This is a genomic window from Variovorax sp. GW821-FHT10C12, assembly GCF_059415405.1.
In genome coordinates this window covers 78,311-92,450 of sequence record NZ_JBWKNE010000010.1, presented here as the reverse complement: position 1 = coordinate 92,450, position 14,140 = coordinate 78,311, and the positions used below count along the sequence as shown (strand labels likewise).

Annotated in this window: 8 protein-coding genes; all 8 read right to left on the bottom strand. The window is 66.8% G+C overall.

Going from position 1 to position 14,140, the window contains the following annotated elements; translation table 11 throughout:
* Position 1: 1 nt before the first annotated feature.
* Positions 2–1,192 (bottom strand): sugar ABC transporter permease, encoded by a 1,191-nt coding sequence (locus AC07OH_RS28680; protein WP_070062989.1) that lies wholly within the window; start codon positions 1,190–1,192, stop codon positions 2–4.
* A 147-nt stretch (positions 1,193–1,339) separates the two neighbouring features.
* On the bottom strand, positions 1,340–2,362 hold the full coding sequence (gene xylF / locus AC07OH_RS28675; protein ID WP_409574661.1) for a D-xylose ABC transporter substrate-binding protein: 1,023 nt from the start codon (positions 2,360–2,362) through the stop codon (positions 1,340–1,342).
* 262 nt (positions 2,363–2,624) lie between these two features.
* Positions 2,625–5,180, bottom strand: coding sequence for a phage head spike fiber domain-containing protein (locus tag AC07OH_RS28670; RefSeq protein ID WP_495302960.1), 2,556 nt, complete (start codon positions 5,178–5,180; stop codon positions 2,625–2,627).
* Positions 5,177–5,788, bottom strand: coding sequence for a DUF4376 domain-containing protein (locus AC07OH_RS28665; RefSeq protein WP_495302959.1), 612 nt, complete (start codon positions 5,786–5,788; stop codon positions 5,177–5,179). Before AC07OH_RS28665 ends, AC07OH_RS28670 begins: the two co-directional genes overlap by 4 nt.
* A gap of 2 nt (positions 5,789–5,790) precedes the next feature.
* Entirely contained in the window at positions 5,791–12,354 is a 6,564-nt protein-coding gene (locus tag AC07OH_RS28660) for a phage tail protein (protein WP_495302958.1), read from the bottom strand.
* A 134-nt stretch (positions 12,355–12,488) separates the two neighbouring features.
* Positions 12,489–12,905, bottom strand: coding sequence for a DUF6950 family protein (locus AC07OH_RS28655; protein ID WP_492683413.1), 417 nt, complete (start codon positions 12,903–12,905; stop codon positions 12,489–12,491).
* Positions 12,902–13,525 carry a hypothetical protein gene (locus AC07OH_RS28650; protein ID WP_159274826.1) on the bottom strand — a complete coding sequence of 208 codons (624 nt, stop codon included), beginning with the start codon at positions 13,523–13,525 and terminating at the stop codon, positions 12,902–12,904. The genes AC07OH_RS28655 and AC07OH_RS28650 overlap by 4 nt, the downstream gene beginning before the upstream one ends.
* A complete protein-coding gene (locus tag AC07OH_RS28645) occupies positions 13,522–14,130 on the bottom strand; it encodes a hypothetical protein (protein ID WP_495302957.1) in 609 nt (202 codons plus the stop codon). Before AC07OH_RS28645 ends, AC07OH_RS28650 begins: the two co-directional genes overlap by 4 nt.
* Positions 14,131–14,140 lie beyond the last annotated feature (10 nt).

Here is a 14,140-nt window from a genome sequence, read left to right as displayed (position 1 = left end):
GTCAGTTTTCCCCGAACTTGCGGCGGTACAGCACGTCGAACACCACGGCGACGATCAGCACCTGGCCGATGATCACCATGCGCTTGCCGATCGGCACGTCGAGCAGCAGCATGCCGCTGTCGAGCGACTGCATGATCAGCGCGCCCAGCACCGAACCGAAGATCGAGCCGCTGCCGCCCGCCAGGGCCGTGCCGCCGATGACGGCCGCCGCGATCACGTACAGCTCCATGCCCGTGCCCAGCGAGTTGGTGCCCGCGTTGAGCCGCGCGATCGACACGATGGCCGCCACCGTCACCAGCACCGCCAGCAGCGCGAACAGCATCAGCGTGACGCGCTGCACCGGAATGCCCACCAGCGCCGCCGCGTCGGGGTTGCCGCCCATCGCGAACACATAGCGGCCGAAGCGCGTGCGATGCACGATGAACGACAGCACGATCGCCACCGCCGCCCAGATCAGCACCGGGATCGGAATGCCCTGCGGCTCGCTCTTGGACGAGATCTGGTAGCTGTTCATCACCCAGGCGAAGCCGACCACCACCGCCACCGGCACGGCCGTGAGCAGCACGTCGAGCCACAGCGCCTCGGTCGGCATGTCGTAGCGCTGGCGCGCGCGGCGCTTTTGCACCATGCGCCCGAACAGCACCAGCGCCACCAGCCCCGCGAGCACCCAGCTGGCCGTGACGCCGATGCCGCCGTCGTAGCCGCCGCCCAGGCGCTGGAAGAACTCGTCGTTCACCGGCTGCGTCTTGCCGTCGGCCACCAGGAAGGCCGCGCCGCGGAACGACATCAGCCCGCCCAGCGTGACCACGAACGACGGCACGCCCAGCACCGCCGTGAGCCAGCCCTGGTAGATCGACACCAAGAGCGCCACCGCGAGCCCCGCCAGGCAGGCCGTGGGCCACGACCAGCCCGAGGTGTACTGCAGGTAGGCGATGAGCACGCCGACGAAGCCCATCACCGAGCCCACCGACAGGTCGATGTGGCGCGCGACGATGATCAGCACCATCACCGTGGAGACGATGCCGACCACCGCCGTCTGCTGCGCGACGTTGTAGAGGTTCTCGGGCGAGAGGAACACGCCGCCCGACATGACGCTGAACGCCACCGCCATCACGGCCAGCAGCACGCACATCAGGAGCAGGCGCAGGTCGATGCCGGTGCGGCGCCACCAGCCGGGTGTTGGATCGCTCATTTTTTTCAAGCCCCCTCAGGACGGACTACAGGTGCGCAACCGACCGCCGGCTGGCCCTTGCGGGTCGGCCGGAAGCTGCGTTGCGAAGAGATGGAGCGGCGCGTTCAGCCGTTCAGAAAGGGGCCAAACGCGCCGGTGGTTGCGGCGTTACTTGCAGGCCGCGGGTGCGTTCGCGCCCGAGACGCCCTTGCACAGCTCGTCCTTCTTGATCCAGCCGGCCTTGACGATCACGTCGAGGTTGTCGCGCGTGATCGGCACCGGCGTCAGCAGGCGCGAGGACAGCGAGAGCTTCTTGGCGCCGCCGGCCCAGGGCGCGGCCTTGTCGACCGGCTTGCCCGCTGCGAGCGACACCGCCGCCGTGGCGGCTTCGCGGCCGAGCTCGCGCGAGTCCTTCCAGATGGTCGCGGTCTGCGTGCCCAGCGCCACGCGGTTCAGCGCGGCAAAGTCGGCGTCCTGGCCCGACACCGGAATGCCGCGCAGGCCCTTGGCCGTGAGCGCCGCCACCGCGCCGCCGGCGGTGCCGTCGTTGGCCGCCACCACCGCGTCGACCTTGTTGCCGTTCTTGGTGAGGATCTGCTCCATGTTCTTCTGCGCGACTTCGGGCTTCCAGCCTTCGGTGTACTCGTCGCCGACGATCTTGATGTCGCCCTTCTTGATCGCGGCATCCAGCACCTCCTGCTGGCCCGCGCGCAGGAAGTCGGCGTTCGGGTCGCTCGGCGAGCCCTTGATGATCACGTAGTTGCCCTTGGGCTTGACCTTGAGGACTTCGCGCGCCTCCATGCGCCCGACCTCGACGTTGTCGAAGGTGATGTAGAAGACGCCCGGCGCCTCGATCAGCCGGTCGTACGCCACCACCGGCACCTTCTGCCGCGTGGCCTTCGTGACGGCGGGCAGGATCGCGTCCTTGTCCATCGCCAGCACGATGAGCGCCTTCGCGCCCTTGGACATCAGGCCCTCGATGTCGCCCAGCTGCTTCTCGGGCGAGCCGCCCGCGTCGGCGCTGATGTACTTCGCGCCAAGCTTCTCGAGTTGCGCCTTGATCGCGGCCTCGTCGGTCTTCCAGCGTTCTTCCTGGAAGTTGGACCAGCTCACGCCGACCACGGTCTGCGCCATCGCGCCCACGGCCGTGAGACCGAACGCCAGGGCGGCCAGGGTGTGTTTCGTTGTCAGTTGCATCGGTGTCTCTCCTCAGAACGGTGGGCCGGGGTAGTTAGTTTGAGTGGCGAACTAACTATCCCATCGGCGGGAGGTTCCGGGCACCCGGGAATTCCCCGAGACGTGGGCGAAGGCACGGATGGGTGATGAGTTGCTGTACGAAGAAGGATTGCCTGGAGATGCGGAGAGCTCATGAGCGGGCATGAAAAAGGCCCCCGAAGGGGCCTGGTGCGTGATTGCCGCTTTCTGCGCTGGGCCTGCGGCCAGGACTCCTCCCTTACGCCGTCAGTGCCACCACTTCCGCATCGGTGAGCTTCTGCGGTTGGTAGCGCGCCGCGCGGATGCGGAAGAAGGGGCAGTTCCCTCCGCCATAGGTGCTGCCCAGACCGAGGTAGGTGGTGCCCGGTCCCGCAATCGGCGTAGCCACCTTCTGGATCGGCTGGTTGTTGTAGGCAAAGCGCACGCCCTCGGTCCCGTAGCTCATCGCGAGCTTTGCGATCGGTCCTGGCAGCACCTTCGGCGGTGTGGCCAGGGTCGTGCCATCGATCACCGTATACCCGTAGGCCACGCCGTTCGTGACATTCCCGGCGGAATACGAAACGCCCATGCGCCCGCCCACCCCGCCGAACTCCAGGACCGTCTTGGTCCCGGTGTCACTCATCCGGGGCACTTCCAACTCCATGAACACCGTGCCTTCGGCAGCGTTGAACCAGCCCTTCGTGGTGTCGATGCGGACGCTGTCCAGGGCGCGGGTCGTTGCCACCGAAGTTGCCGTGTCCGCTTGGCGCGTGGTGGCCGCCGATGAGGCGATGTCTGCAAGACGCGTCACTGTCGCCGTCGTTGTCGGGATGTAGCTCGACGCGGACGACGCCTGTTCCAGCTGCAAGCCCGTGAACTTGAAAGCCCGGGCGCTGTTGGTGCCGTACTTCCAGATACCCGACACAGTGCTGGGCACGGATGCATCGGTGGTCCGCGTGCCCGTGAGCCGGTACACGTCGCCCCCGACATGCGTCATGGTGCAAGCGGCGGGAGAGATTGGCGCGTTCGCGATGACGAGCGCGAAGTCCGCCGCGCCGCCAGACGCGGGCATGCTGGGCGCTCCGCCGTCATCCATCTTCACGAAACAGGAAATCACGTAGGTGGTCGACGGCGCAAGAACAGGCGACTTGGCGGCATAAGACGCGAACGTGCCGGCTGGCGGCGGCGCAGGGAATGCGATGCCTGTCGTGAACCCCAGCTCGCTCCAGGACGCCGCCGCGCATCCGATCCTGACGGGCACATCCGCAAGCCCATTGCGAAACTCGCTCTCGGTCAACAGGTTGGTGCTGGACACCTCTTGCATGAGCCAGGGTGCGATGGTCAGGTCGGCGGGGTTGTAGGTCATCCGCGCGGCGCCCGCCGCAGCGGTCTTCATCACACCCGTGGATTCGAAGTAGGTGCCGATGGATGCGCGGCCGGTGAAGGTCTCGGTGCTCGGGATGTAGCTGGTGGCGAACGCACCGGCTTCGAGCTGGGCACCCCAGGCCAGGCAGGCCCCGTTGTCCGCTCGCGGTCCAGAAACTACTGCGTAGACTGTCAGAACATCGCCCACCGCGATGGCAATCTTCGACGTGTAGGTACAGCGAAACCACCCATTGCCCGCATCACGCATCTCCCACCCCGCCCCCGAAATCAACGGATTCGCACCGTGCAGGATCACGCCGGCGCCGATGTCGTTCGTCGCAGTTGTAGTGTTGCGCAGCAGCAGGTCCACGTTGGCAGTCCTCGACACGTTCTTCAGATAGATCGAGTACGTCATCACGGTCGCCGTCGCGACGGCGCTCTGCGTGTTGGGTGTGGTGGACGTCCCCGAAAACTCAACCGCTCGAAGCGTGCCATCGGGCGCCAACCGTCCTGTGACGCGTGACATCCCGCCGCCCGTCCAGGGCGACAGATGCATGTCGCCACTCTTGAGCAGAATGTTCGTGCGCTGCTCCTCCACCATCAGCACCGGCGGCAAGATCAGGTTCGACGGCTCGTAGCTGTTGCGCGCAACGCCCGCCCCCGCATAGCGCATGACACCGTCGGCGTCGTAGTAGCTTCCAATGGACGCGCGCCCGGTGAGGGCTTCGACGTTGCAGATATAGGAGCTGGGGAATCGCCCCTCCTCGAGCTGCGCGCCCCAGATATAGAGACCGTCGACACCGTTGCCCACGCTCCCCGACGCGGTACCGGGATAAATGGCCGCGACCAGCGTTGCGGATGCATCCGTCGTGAAGACAATCTCGACCCTGCGCCACCCGTTGCCAACATCGACCACCCTCTTGGACACGTCCACAAAGCCGCCGGAGGCGGCACCTGACGCAACCATCGTTGACAGGTTGAAGGGAATGCTGACGCCGTCGGCGCCTGCTGCACCTCGGGCATAGATCCACCCGTTGAGCGCGCCAGCAGGCTTCGCGTAGAACGAGTACGCATAGGTGGTCGCGGTCGCAGATTTCGTGATGTTCTGGGAGATGTGGCCGTTGCCAGCGCCACTCGTACTGTTCAAGATCAACTTGCACGCATCCCATCGCCCATTGGGAGCGATGGCAGCATCCGGGACCGGCGTAGCGCCCGATCGGGTCCATGCCGGAGACCGATCGAATCGCGACGAGAAAGAGAACAGATTCGTCCGCGTGCTCTCGATGAGTAGCCCTTTGGCGACCTTGGTGAGTGGGTCGTGGTCGAAACGCGGCACGGGGCCCGGCGGCTTCGGCTGAACCCAGCCCTGCGCATTGACGAAGGTGCCTTGTGCAGCCCCTGCGAAGGTGAACAGTTCGGCGAATGTTTTTTCGGTGAGCGTGGTGGTCATTGCGTTTCGATGCTGTTGTGGGTGAGGGGCCAGCCGGCGGAGATGTCATAGGCCTCGGTCTCAGCCTCTGTCCGGAGTTGGTCGATGGCGGCGTGGTGCGTGCGCTCGGCACTGAAGCACGCCTGGACATGCAGGCCGATCGCTCGGGCCACACCGCGAAGTTCGTCAAGGGTCAGGCGGGCCCATCCGCTGTCGGCCTTGAAGTCGACAGCGTCGATGCCTGCGATGTCGGCGTTGACGATCACCGCCGTGATGCGGTCCTGGTCGGGCTTGCCCGTGAGAACACGCACGCCGTTCTGCAGCGTGATGCCGCCGGTTTCGATTTCCCACCGATGCTCGGTGACACGCTCGCGCAGCGAACGACGACGGTCCTCCATCGTTCGGGGATCGATCCAAGTGCGGTGCGTCCAATCGAACACGTGGTGTTCGTCTGGCTTCGACGGCATGTCGACGGGCGTCCCATCCGCGATGTATTGGTCGAAACGGGCTTTTCCCACATAGACAGACTCGCCTTCGAAGGCCTGGCTGAGGCACTCATCCTCGGAGCCGGCATAGCCTGAGCGAACGACCTCTCCGGTCGCGGTTCTATAGACAGTGAAATCAATCATGTTTAGCGACGTGTAGCGATTGCGTAGATGAAGGAACCGGAGTAACCGGAAGGAGCCGTGGAGATGATGTCGAACGTGGTATCGCCTGGCACGCAATCGAACTGGGCTCCTCCCGTCACGGTGGAACCAGCAACACCTGCCCCCACCCAAATGGCGTTACCGTTCGCGTAGATGTTGACGCCACCCATCATCATCATGAAGACGGAACCCGTGACGAAGACCTTCAGCGTCTCCCCGGTGTTGTTCCTATAGAGCAATCTGCAGGAGGAGCTCCCCGGCGCGACCGCGAATCTGGGAACGGTGACCGCTTCGCCTCGAATGTTGAGCGTGTTGATCACCTCAGCCTGGTCGATCCTCAACCCACTCTGATCCAGATTGAAACCAGGCCCCCAGAGACGGAAGCCGGCGTATGAGCTCGCAGGGATGTAGTGCATCACGAGCCCGCAGCCGCCGAGACTGAAGTCGACGAACATGTCGCCCTTGGGGTGCTGCGCCATGATCCAGCCCCAGGAACCGTCGCGCCACTTGTTGGGGCTGCGGATGTAGCCCCATCCTGTTCCCGTGATGTCCCCGTTGATCGTGACCTGGCCGGAAGTGATGTAGCCCAGCTTGGAAATCGAAGCCGTCAACTGCTCCACATCCAGCGAGCGGGCCTTGATCGACCCGTCGACGAACATGTTGCCGTTGATCCCGACCGAAGGTGTGCCACCGATGCTGCCGACAACGAAAGGGAACGTCGGCACGCCGCCCGGACCGTCCTGCGCGATGGCGAACTTGTCGACCAGCACGACCAGCTCGGACTTCGTGCCGTCGTTGTTGAGGATCATGCCCGCGACCTTCTTGTCCGCGTTGACGTTCAGGCGCCATTGCGACTTGACGGTGCCATCCAGTGTCGCGATGGCAGAGGCGTTGGTCGAGATCGACGAGGTATGGCCGTTCACCGTCGCGGTCAACGAAGTCATCGAGTTGGCCTGGGCCGTGATCGAGCCCTCGGCGCTGGTGACTCGCGTGGTCAGCGCATTGACCGCAGTGGCATCCGCCTTCGTGGTCTCCGCCTCGGTGATCCGCAGGCTGTCCGTGACATCCTCGAAGCGGAACCCCTGGATCTCCGAGTAGCCTGTCGTGCCGCCCGTGTGGTTCAGGGCAAAACCGGGGCTGACCGAGGTGTCGCCGAAGGCGCTGCCGAGCAGGTCCAGCGAGATCTGCGTCCAGACGTTGTTGGGCAGGCTGCCGAGTGCGATGGGACTGTTGCCGTAGTTGCCCATCGTGTTGCGCCACCAGGTCCAGTAGTGCGGGCCGTTGGCATCCACGCGTCGGAACCATGCCGTGAGGCGGTAGGTCCGCGTCGGGTCGATCACCACCTTGCTCTTCGAGTAGTTCCAGAAGTTCGCGCCGCCCGCAGGCGAACGGCACACCGTCGTGGCGACCTTGCCGGTCGTGGTCGTGACGAAGTACGTCGCCAGGTTGGTGCCGTAGTGGCTGCGCCAGGCCGCTGCGTTGGCCAGGCTCTCGTCTGCCGTCAGGCTGGCCTGCGAGTCGGCACGTCCCAGCTCCAGCCCGCTGTTGATGCTGGTGATTGCATCGCCTTGCGACGTGATCAGGCCCTCTGCATTCGTGACGCGCGTCGTCAATGCGGTCAGGGCCGTGTTGCTGGCCTTGCTCGGCAGGCCGTTCGTCGTGTGGTTGACGGTGGCCGACAGCGCGGTGATCGCATTGGCGTTCGCCGTGTCCGCGGTGACGCGGGCACTCTGCTCGGCCGCCACGGCTGCAGCGGCATCTGCCTTGTTCGTGTTGACGACCGCTTCGAGCGCTTGCCGTGCAGACACCTCGGCCGCATCCGCCGTGATGCGCGCCTGGCGCTCCTCGTAGATCAGGCCGCTGGCGAGCGTCGGGCCCGTCGGCTTTTCCCAGACTTCGAAGGCATTGCCCACGAAGTCGTTGACCAGCGACGCACCGATCACCGTGTCCAGGCTGCCCGAGGTGTCGGGAACGCCCGTGAGCGCCACGGACAGGCCCTGCCGCTGGATCGCCTCTGCGCTGTCCGCCTGCGCCCGTGCCACCGCCTCGGCCTGCAGCGCTGCGGAGCCGGCCGTCGCGTTGCCGGTGACGGTCGCCTGCAACGCGGTGATCGCATTGGCATTGGCCGTGTCGGCGGTGGCGCGCACGCTCTGCTCGGTCACCAGCGCGGCATCGGCGCTGGTCTTGTTTCCCGCGACCGTGGCCGCCAGCGCCGTGCGGGCCGTGATCTCCGCGTTGTCGGCGGCGATGCGTGCCTGGCGCTCGCTGTAGACCAGGCCCGAGCTGACCGCACCCACGTCCGTGCCGGTGTAGGCACCGCGCACCTGCGTGGCCAGCGATTCGCGCGCCGTGACTTCCGCCGTGTCCGCCGTGGCACGCGCGCTCTGTTCGGCGTTGATCGCGGCATTGACGGTGGCCAGGTTCCCGGCCACGGTCGCGGCCAGTGCCTGGCGGGCCGTGACCTCGGCGGCATCGGCATTGGCGCGCGCCGTCTGCTCCGCCACGAGCGCGGCATCCGCGTTCGTCTTGTTGCCGGCCACCGTGGCTGCGAGCTGCTGCCGGGCCGTGACCTCGGCGCTGTCCGCGCTCACCCGTGCATCGCGCTCCGATGCCAGTAGGCCCGAGCTCAGTGCGCCGATGTCGTTGCCGTTGTAGGCGCCGCGCAGTTGCGTCGCGAGGTTCTCGCGCGCCGAGACCTCGGCGGCATCCGCACTCGCACGCGCAGCGATCTCGGTCTGCAGCGCAGCGTTCGAGGCGCCCGGTGACGGGCGTCCGATGGCGACCCAGTCGATCTCGAAGTACGCCGTGGCAGTCTGCGTCGCCGACAGCTCGATCCGGAGCTGGTCGATGGCCGCATCCCAGCCGGGGCTGACCGTGACCATGCCGATGCCTGCGCCGTCGTAGGTCGGCTCCGTCATCGTCACACGCCGCGACGCATCGAAGCCGCTGTCGCTCGCCGCGCGCCAGGACAGCGCGCCGTCCCATGCGGGCGCACCGACCTTGCGCACACGCATGCGGATCTGGCCGTAGGTCGAACCGTTCGCGGCAATGCCCACAGGCGACACGATGAAGGGATCGGTCGCATGGTTGGCGGGGCGGATCCATCCCGCCGCCACGGAGGGCGTGCCATTGCCGGTCCAGGCCTCCAGGCCGGAATCGAAGTACCAGATCTTTGCGTAGTCGAACTGCTCGCCCACGCCTGCCGAGATCAACGTGATCTGCTGTGCCAGGGCTTCGTCGCTCGTGGCGCGCGCGCTGCGCTCCTGGTAGATCAGGCCGCTGACCACCTGCGACAGGTCCGACCCGCCGTAGCCACCGGTGAGCTGCGCTTGCAGCGTCTCGCGCGCGCTGACTTCTGCGGCGTCAGCCGCCACGCGCGCCTGGCGTTCTTCGGCGATCAGGCCGCTGCCCACCTGCCCCAGCGCCGGCGCCTGCCAGACGCCGTAGCTCTGCTCGGCAAACCCGATGTCCAGCGACACGCCATCCACATAGGCCAAGGTGGCGGCGAGGTCCGTCGCACCCACCAGCGCGACCGTGAGCGACTCGCGGCTGCGGGCCTCGGCCGCGTCCGCAGCACTGCGCGCCGAGGCTTCGTTGCCGATGGCGGCAGTCAGCGACGCGTCGGCGGCCTGCAGCTGCGTGGCCAGTTGCTGGCGTGCGGATGCTTCCGCCGCATCGGCGCTGGCGCGCGTCGTGGCTTCGGTCTGCAGTGCTGCCTGCGCGGTGCTCAACGATGCGTTCAGCGTCGTGAGGCGTGACGACAGCGACTCGTCCGCGGTCTGCCGCGCCGTGGCCTCGTCCGCAATCGCGGCGCTGCGGGCATTGGTCTCGGCAAGCAGCGCCGCCGCCCGCGCGCTCTGTTCGGCGGTGATCGCCGTGGCGCGGGTGCTGGCCTCGGCCGTCACCGCAGCCTTCCGGTCGGCCACCTCCTGCGAGACGGCTGCCACACGTGCCGTGATCTCGGCCTGGTCGGCCGCAGCGCGGGTGGTGGCTTCGGCGGTGAGCGCGTTCGTCACCTGCGTGACCTGCTGCGTTCGCTGCTGGGCTTCGGACACCAACGCCGCCGATCGCGCGGCCGTTTCTGCCGCAAGGGCGGCCGTTCGCGCAGCCGCTTCGGCGCTCAGGGCCTGCGCGCGATCCTGCGTTTCCTTCGTCAGCGCCTGGCCTTGCGTCTGGTCGACGGCCTTGAGTTCGTCGACGGCTTCGTTCAGGCCCTTTTCGAGCTCTTCCAGGGCTTCGTCGATGCCGGGCAGCACCGTGAGCTGCACATACGCGGCCGCGCTGCCGTTGCCGCCGGCATCGACGGCGCGCACCCAGTAGCGCCAGCTGCCCGTGGCTTCGGTGCGAACGAAGGTCCGCTCAGCCGTGCGTCCGATCTCTTCGGACGTCTCGAGCGTGGCGCCCCGGCGCAGCTCGTAGTACGCGATCGGCTGCATGGTCTTGCAGTCCTGCCAGGCCAGGTCGATCTCGTTGCGCCAGACGGTGCCGTTCACGAGCGGCTGCGCAGGCGCCGCGATGTCGATGGACGCGGAGACCGGCACCGACCACTGGTTGGACGTGCTGCCGTGCGAAGCCCAGACACGCTGGGTGCCGGCGCGCAGCCATCCAAGGTTGGCCGCCACGCCCTTGGCGGAGAACACCTCGTCGGCCAGCTCCCAGCTGGCGCCGATACGCACGCGGGTCGTGCTCCAGTCGAGCAGGTCGAGCCCGATCGGCTGACCCCAGGTGGCGACGATGCCGGCGTCGGTCACGTCGAGTGTGAGCCCCGCCACGTCGCCAGGCACGCCGCCCTTGCCGACCAGCGTGTGCTCGGCCGTAGCCCACGGGCTCGATGCGTAGGGCGTTCGAAAGCGCGCACGCACCTGGTAGAGACTGCGCACCGACAGGCCCAGCAGGAAGGTCTCGGTGGCATCGCCCGGCAGTTGCGACGAGTGCCAGTCGCTCACCGGTGCCAGAGAGCGCCATTGCACCTCGACCGCGCCGCTCTTCAGGATGTTGAGCTCGTTCGATTTCGCCCACGAGACACGGGCGCGCGCCACCATGCCGCCGTCCTGCAGCGACATCTGCGACGGGCCGCTTTCCACCTTGAAGTCGAACGGTGCCTGCGGTTGCAGGAACGGGCTCGGCAGGTTGGTGTTCGGCGCCGCGTCGGCCAGCACCTCGTCGGCCAGGTCGTAGTAGGCCGGCACGTCCTCGATCACGAGCAGCGACAGCGGTGCGTTGCGCGCGTAGGTCCAGTCGGTGACGCGGAAGGTCTTGTTGGTGAAGCCGTACAGCGCGCTCGAGAGCACGACGCGGTCGCCGGGCTGCAGATGCCAGGCCAGCATCTTCGGATGGATGCGCAACACGAAGCCGCCGCGGCTCTGCTCGACCACCACGCGGGCGATCTGGTGGCAGCGCACATGCGAGGCCGTGAAGGCCAGCGCCATGTCGGTGAACTTGTCCTTCGCATCGAGTGCACGGAAGTTCGAGTTCTGGTAGGGCGAGAAGTCCTCGCTGACGCCGTTGCGCGCGCCATTGACATACGTGCCGCGCATGCCGTTGAAGCGATTCGCACCGGGGTGGGCGGTCTGGGCCACCGCCGTGGGTGCCAGCATGTCGTCGTCGTCGAGGTTGAGCACCGGTGTGCTCCATGCGCCGGCCTGGACGCGCCAGACGCCGCCCGACTCCAGGCTGAAGCCAGCCATCGCGTCCTCGATCTGCTGACGGGTCGATTCGCGGTCCTGGTCGGAGCGGAACATGCCGTCGCAGACGTACCGGGCGCGCGAGTTGCCGTAGTTCAGCGCGTCGCCTGCTTGCACCGCGGTGTAGACCTGCTCGTCGCAAGCGTTGGCGGCAGCGATGAGCGCGTTCTCGTCGATCTGATCGGCCGCCGCGAGGTACCCCGACTCCGAGCGCAGGAAGTCGGCCAGGCACAGTGCCGGGTTGCGCGAGTAGACAGTCTGGCCGGTGCGCGGGTCGTGCACCTTCTTGCCGCGAATCCTCGCGGTGATCTCGGGAATGCCCCCCTGGAAACGATCGAACAGCAGGTTGAGCGTGACGACCGCATAGGTGCAGCCGCTGAGCTTGTGCTGTTCGGTCCAGAAGTCGACATTGGGGAATGTCTCGTGCAGGCTGGCGCGAAGGAAGCCATCGGCCGTGTCCACGCCGCCGGGCGAGGTGTGAAACTGCACGTTCACCGACGGACCTTCCGAGGGCCATCCGTTGAACAGCGGCGGCATCTGGAACTCGGCACCATCGGTCCAGCCGGCCGCGTTAGGTCGTCCCACCGACGTACCGTCAATGAAGATTTCGTCGATGGCCTCGCACTCGTGCGCCGCGAAGACGATCACGATGTGCTTGAAATGGGCCATCGCACCGCTGTCGAGCACAGCAACGATGGCGCCGCCCACGCGTGCAGGTGCGCCGTAGACCGTCGACCAGGGAGCTTCCGAACTGACCAGCGTGGCGGTGCGGTCACGCAGGTTGGCAACGTCTTCGGCGAACTTGCGGGCCGCGGCCTGGCGCGCCTTCTTCTTGGCTTGCGATGAGGCGTAGGCCGAACTCACGATCGAAACGACCGCAGCGACTGCCGCTCCATAGCTCGTGATAGCGGAAATGATCCCGCCGATGATGGACGTCGGCTCCGCATGCGCCACCGCCGCAAAACAAAGAAGACCAAACAGGACGGAGAACCGTCGAATCAAATGCGCCATGCGGCCACCCCCTCGGTCATTGGAAGAAAAATCAATCGGTCGGTGCCGGGCGCCACGATGTGTGAGCCCGTGCAGATGCCGAAGCTGTAGCCCGAAACGCGGCCAATGCGACGGCCGCTGCGAGCCAGCACGACATCGCCGCGTTGCGCCATGCGCCCTGGCTGCGAGGTCCCCAGGAGAGCGGAGGCCGCCGCCTCGAAACCGCCCGAGGCACGCACATGTCGCAGCGCCGTCAGCAGCCTCTTGGGCGCCAATGCACCGCCCGGCGCGCGCAGCGCCTCGAGCGGGTCCGCGCCGCGCTGCTCGCGCACCCAGTCCGCGGCAATGCTTGCGCAGTCGTGCCTGAAATAGGCGAAGCCGGTATGGCGTCGCGCGTCGATGAAGGCGTCAAGGTCGGTGCTCATTTGCTGTGCACCCCCAGGGTTTGCCGGTATTGAAGATTGGCCTGCAACCACTTGCTGACCCAGATCGACGGATTGCCGATCAGGCCCGTGAGGTAGGAGAAGCCGAGTTCGCCCGGATGCCGCGCCTGGTGCTGCGCGTTGTTCATGCGCAGTGCAGCGGGATTGCTGCGCACGTCGTAGCTCGCCGTGCGGCAGTCCATGCTGATCGAGGCGTTGTTGCCGTCGCGATCGATCTTCATCTGGTCCATCACGCCGACGAAACGCAGCACGGGCGCGCCGGTAATCTGCAGCGTGTTGGCATCGAGCATCGCGATCCACACGCGCACACGACGGTCCTGGTAGTCGGAGGGATCGCCAAGCGCCAAAGCACGTGTGCCGATGTCCACCGGCGAGAGCGTCAGCGTGAGCTTCTCGGCCGCCCCGTCTTCGCTCTCGTGCAGCTCGCCGATGGAGCCGAGGTTGCCCACGCCCTGCCAGGTCTCGCCCATGACCTGGACGCTGAGGGGCCAGTTCGTGAAGCGCGCCGTGCCCGAGCGCAGTTGCAGTTCGACCAGTGCGAGTTCGCCATAGGCGCCGGCGTTGGCGGTGGCCTGAAAGCCGCTGTTGGTGGTGACTGTCATTCCCAGGACTCCATGAGATCGAGGCTGAAGCCGCCCTGCGTGCGCGACTCCGACGACCAGTTGTTCTTGGCATCGACCTTGCGCATGAGGCAGGTCGGGCGGTCCCAGATCACGGCGCTGCCGGCAGCCACGGCCACTCGCAGCACCGGCTCGACGGACACCACGATCAGCCCCGACGCGTTCGCCACGGCATCGGCCTGCACGTGCAGCAGCTGTCGCTGGATCGATCCCTGGTTGACGCCGATCCAGTCGCCCTGCAGCAGGGTCTTGCCGGCCTGGGCCGCCCCCATCTGGATCGACAGCGACGACGCGCCCGCCGCAGCAGCCAGCGCCGTCCATGTGCCCCGCGCGCTACCGCGCGGGGCCGGCTGCAACATGTCGCTGACCGCGAGCACGTTGACCTGGCCGCGCAGCGCATGCACCAGGCTGCGCCACATCGCGGCCTCGTTCATCAGCGGGATGCGCTCTTCGCTCACGAGCGCACAGGTGCGGCGCGGCGGTGCCAGCACGGCGACCTGCGACGAGCCGGTGTCGCCACTGCTGAAGCTCAGGTCGAAGGTCTGGATGCCGAAGTCCTGCCGCTTGACAGGCAGGGTGGGGGGCAAGGTGATGATG

Excerpts from the sequence above, each read along its gene's own strand:
- AC07OH_RS28665 (WP_495302959.1), bottom strand. The coding sequence starts at position 5,788 with ATGATTGATTTCACTGTCTATAGAACCGCGACCGGAGAGGTCGTTCGC.
- AC07OH_RS28670 (WP_495302960.1), bottom strand. The coding sequence starts at position 5,180 with ATGACCACCACGCTCACCGAAAAAACATTCGCCGAACTGTTCACCTTC.
- AC07OH_RS28650 (WP_159274826.1), bottom strand. The coding sequence starts at position 13,525 with ATGACAGTCACCACCAACAGCGGCTTTCAGGCCACCGCCAACGCCGGC.
- AC07OH_RS28680 (WP_070062989.1), bottom strand. The coding sequence starts at position 1,192 with ATGAGCGATCCAACACCCGGCTGGTGGCGCCGCACCGGCATCGACCTG.
- AC07OH_RS28655 (WP_492683413.1), bottom strand. The coding sequence starts at position 12,905 with ATGAGCACCGACCTTGACGCCTTCATCGACGCGCGACGCCATACCGGC.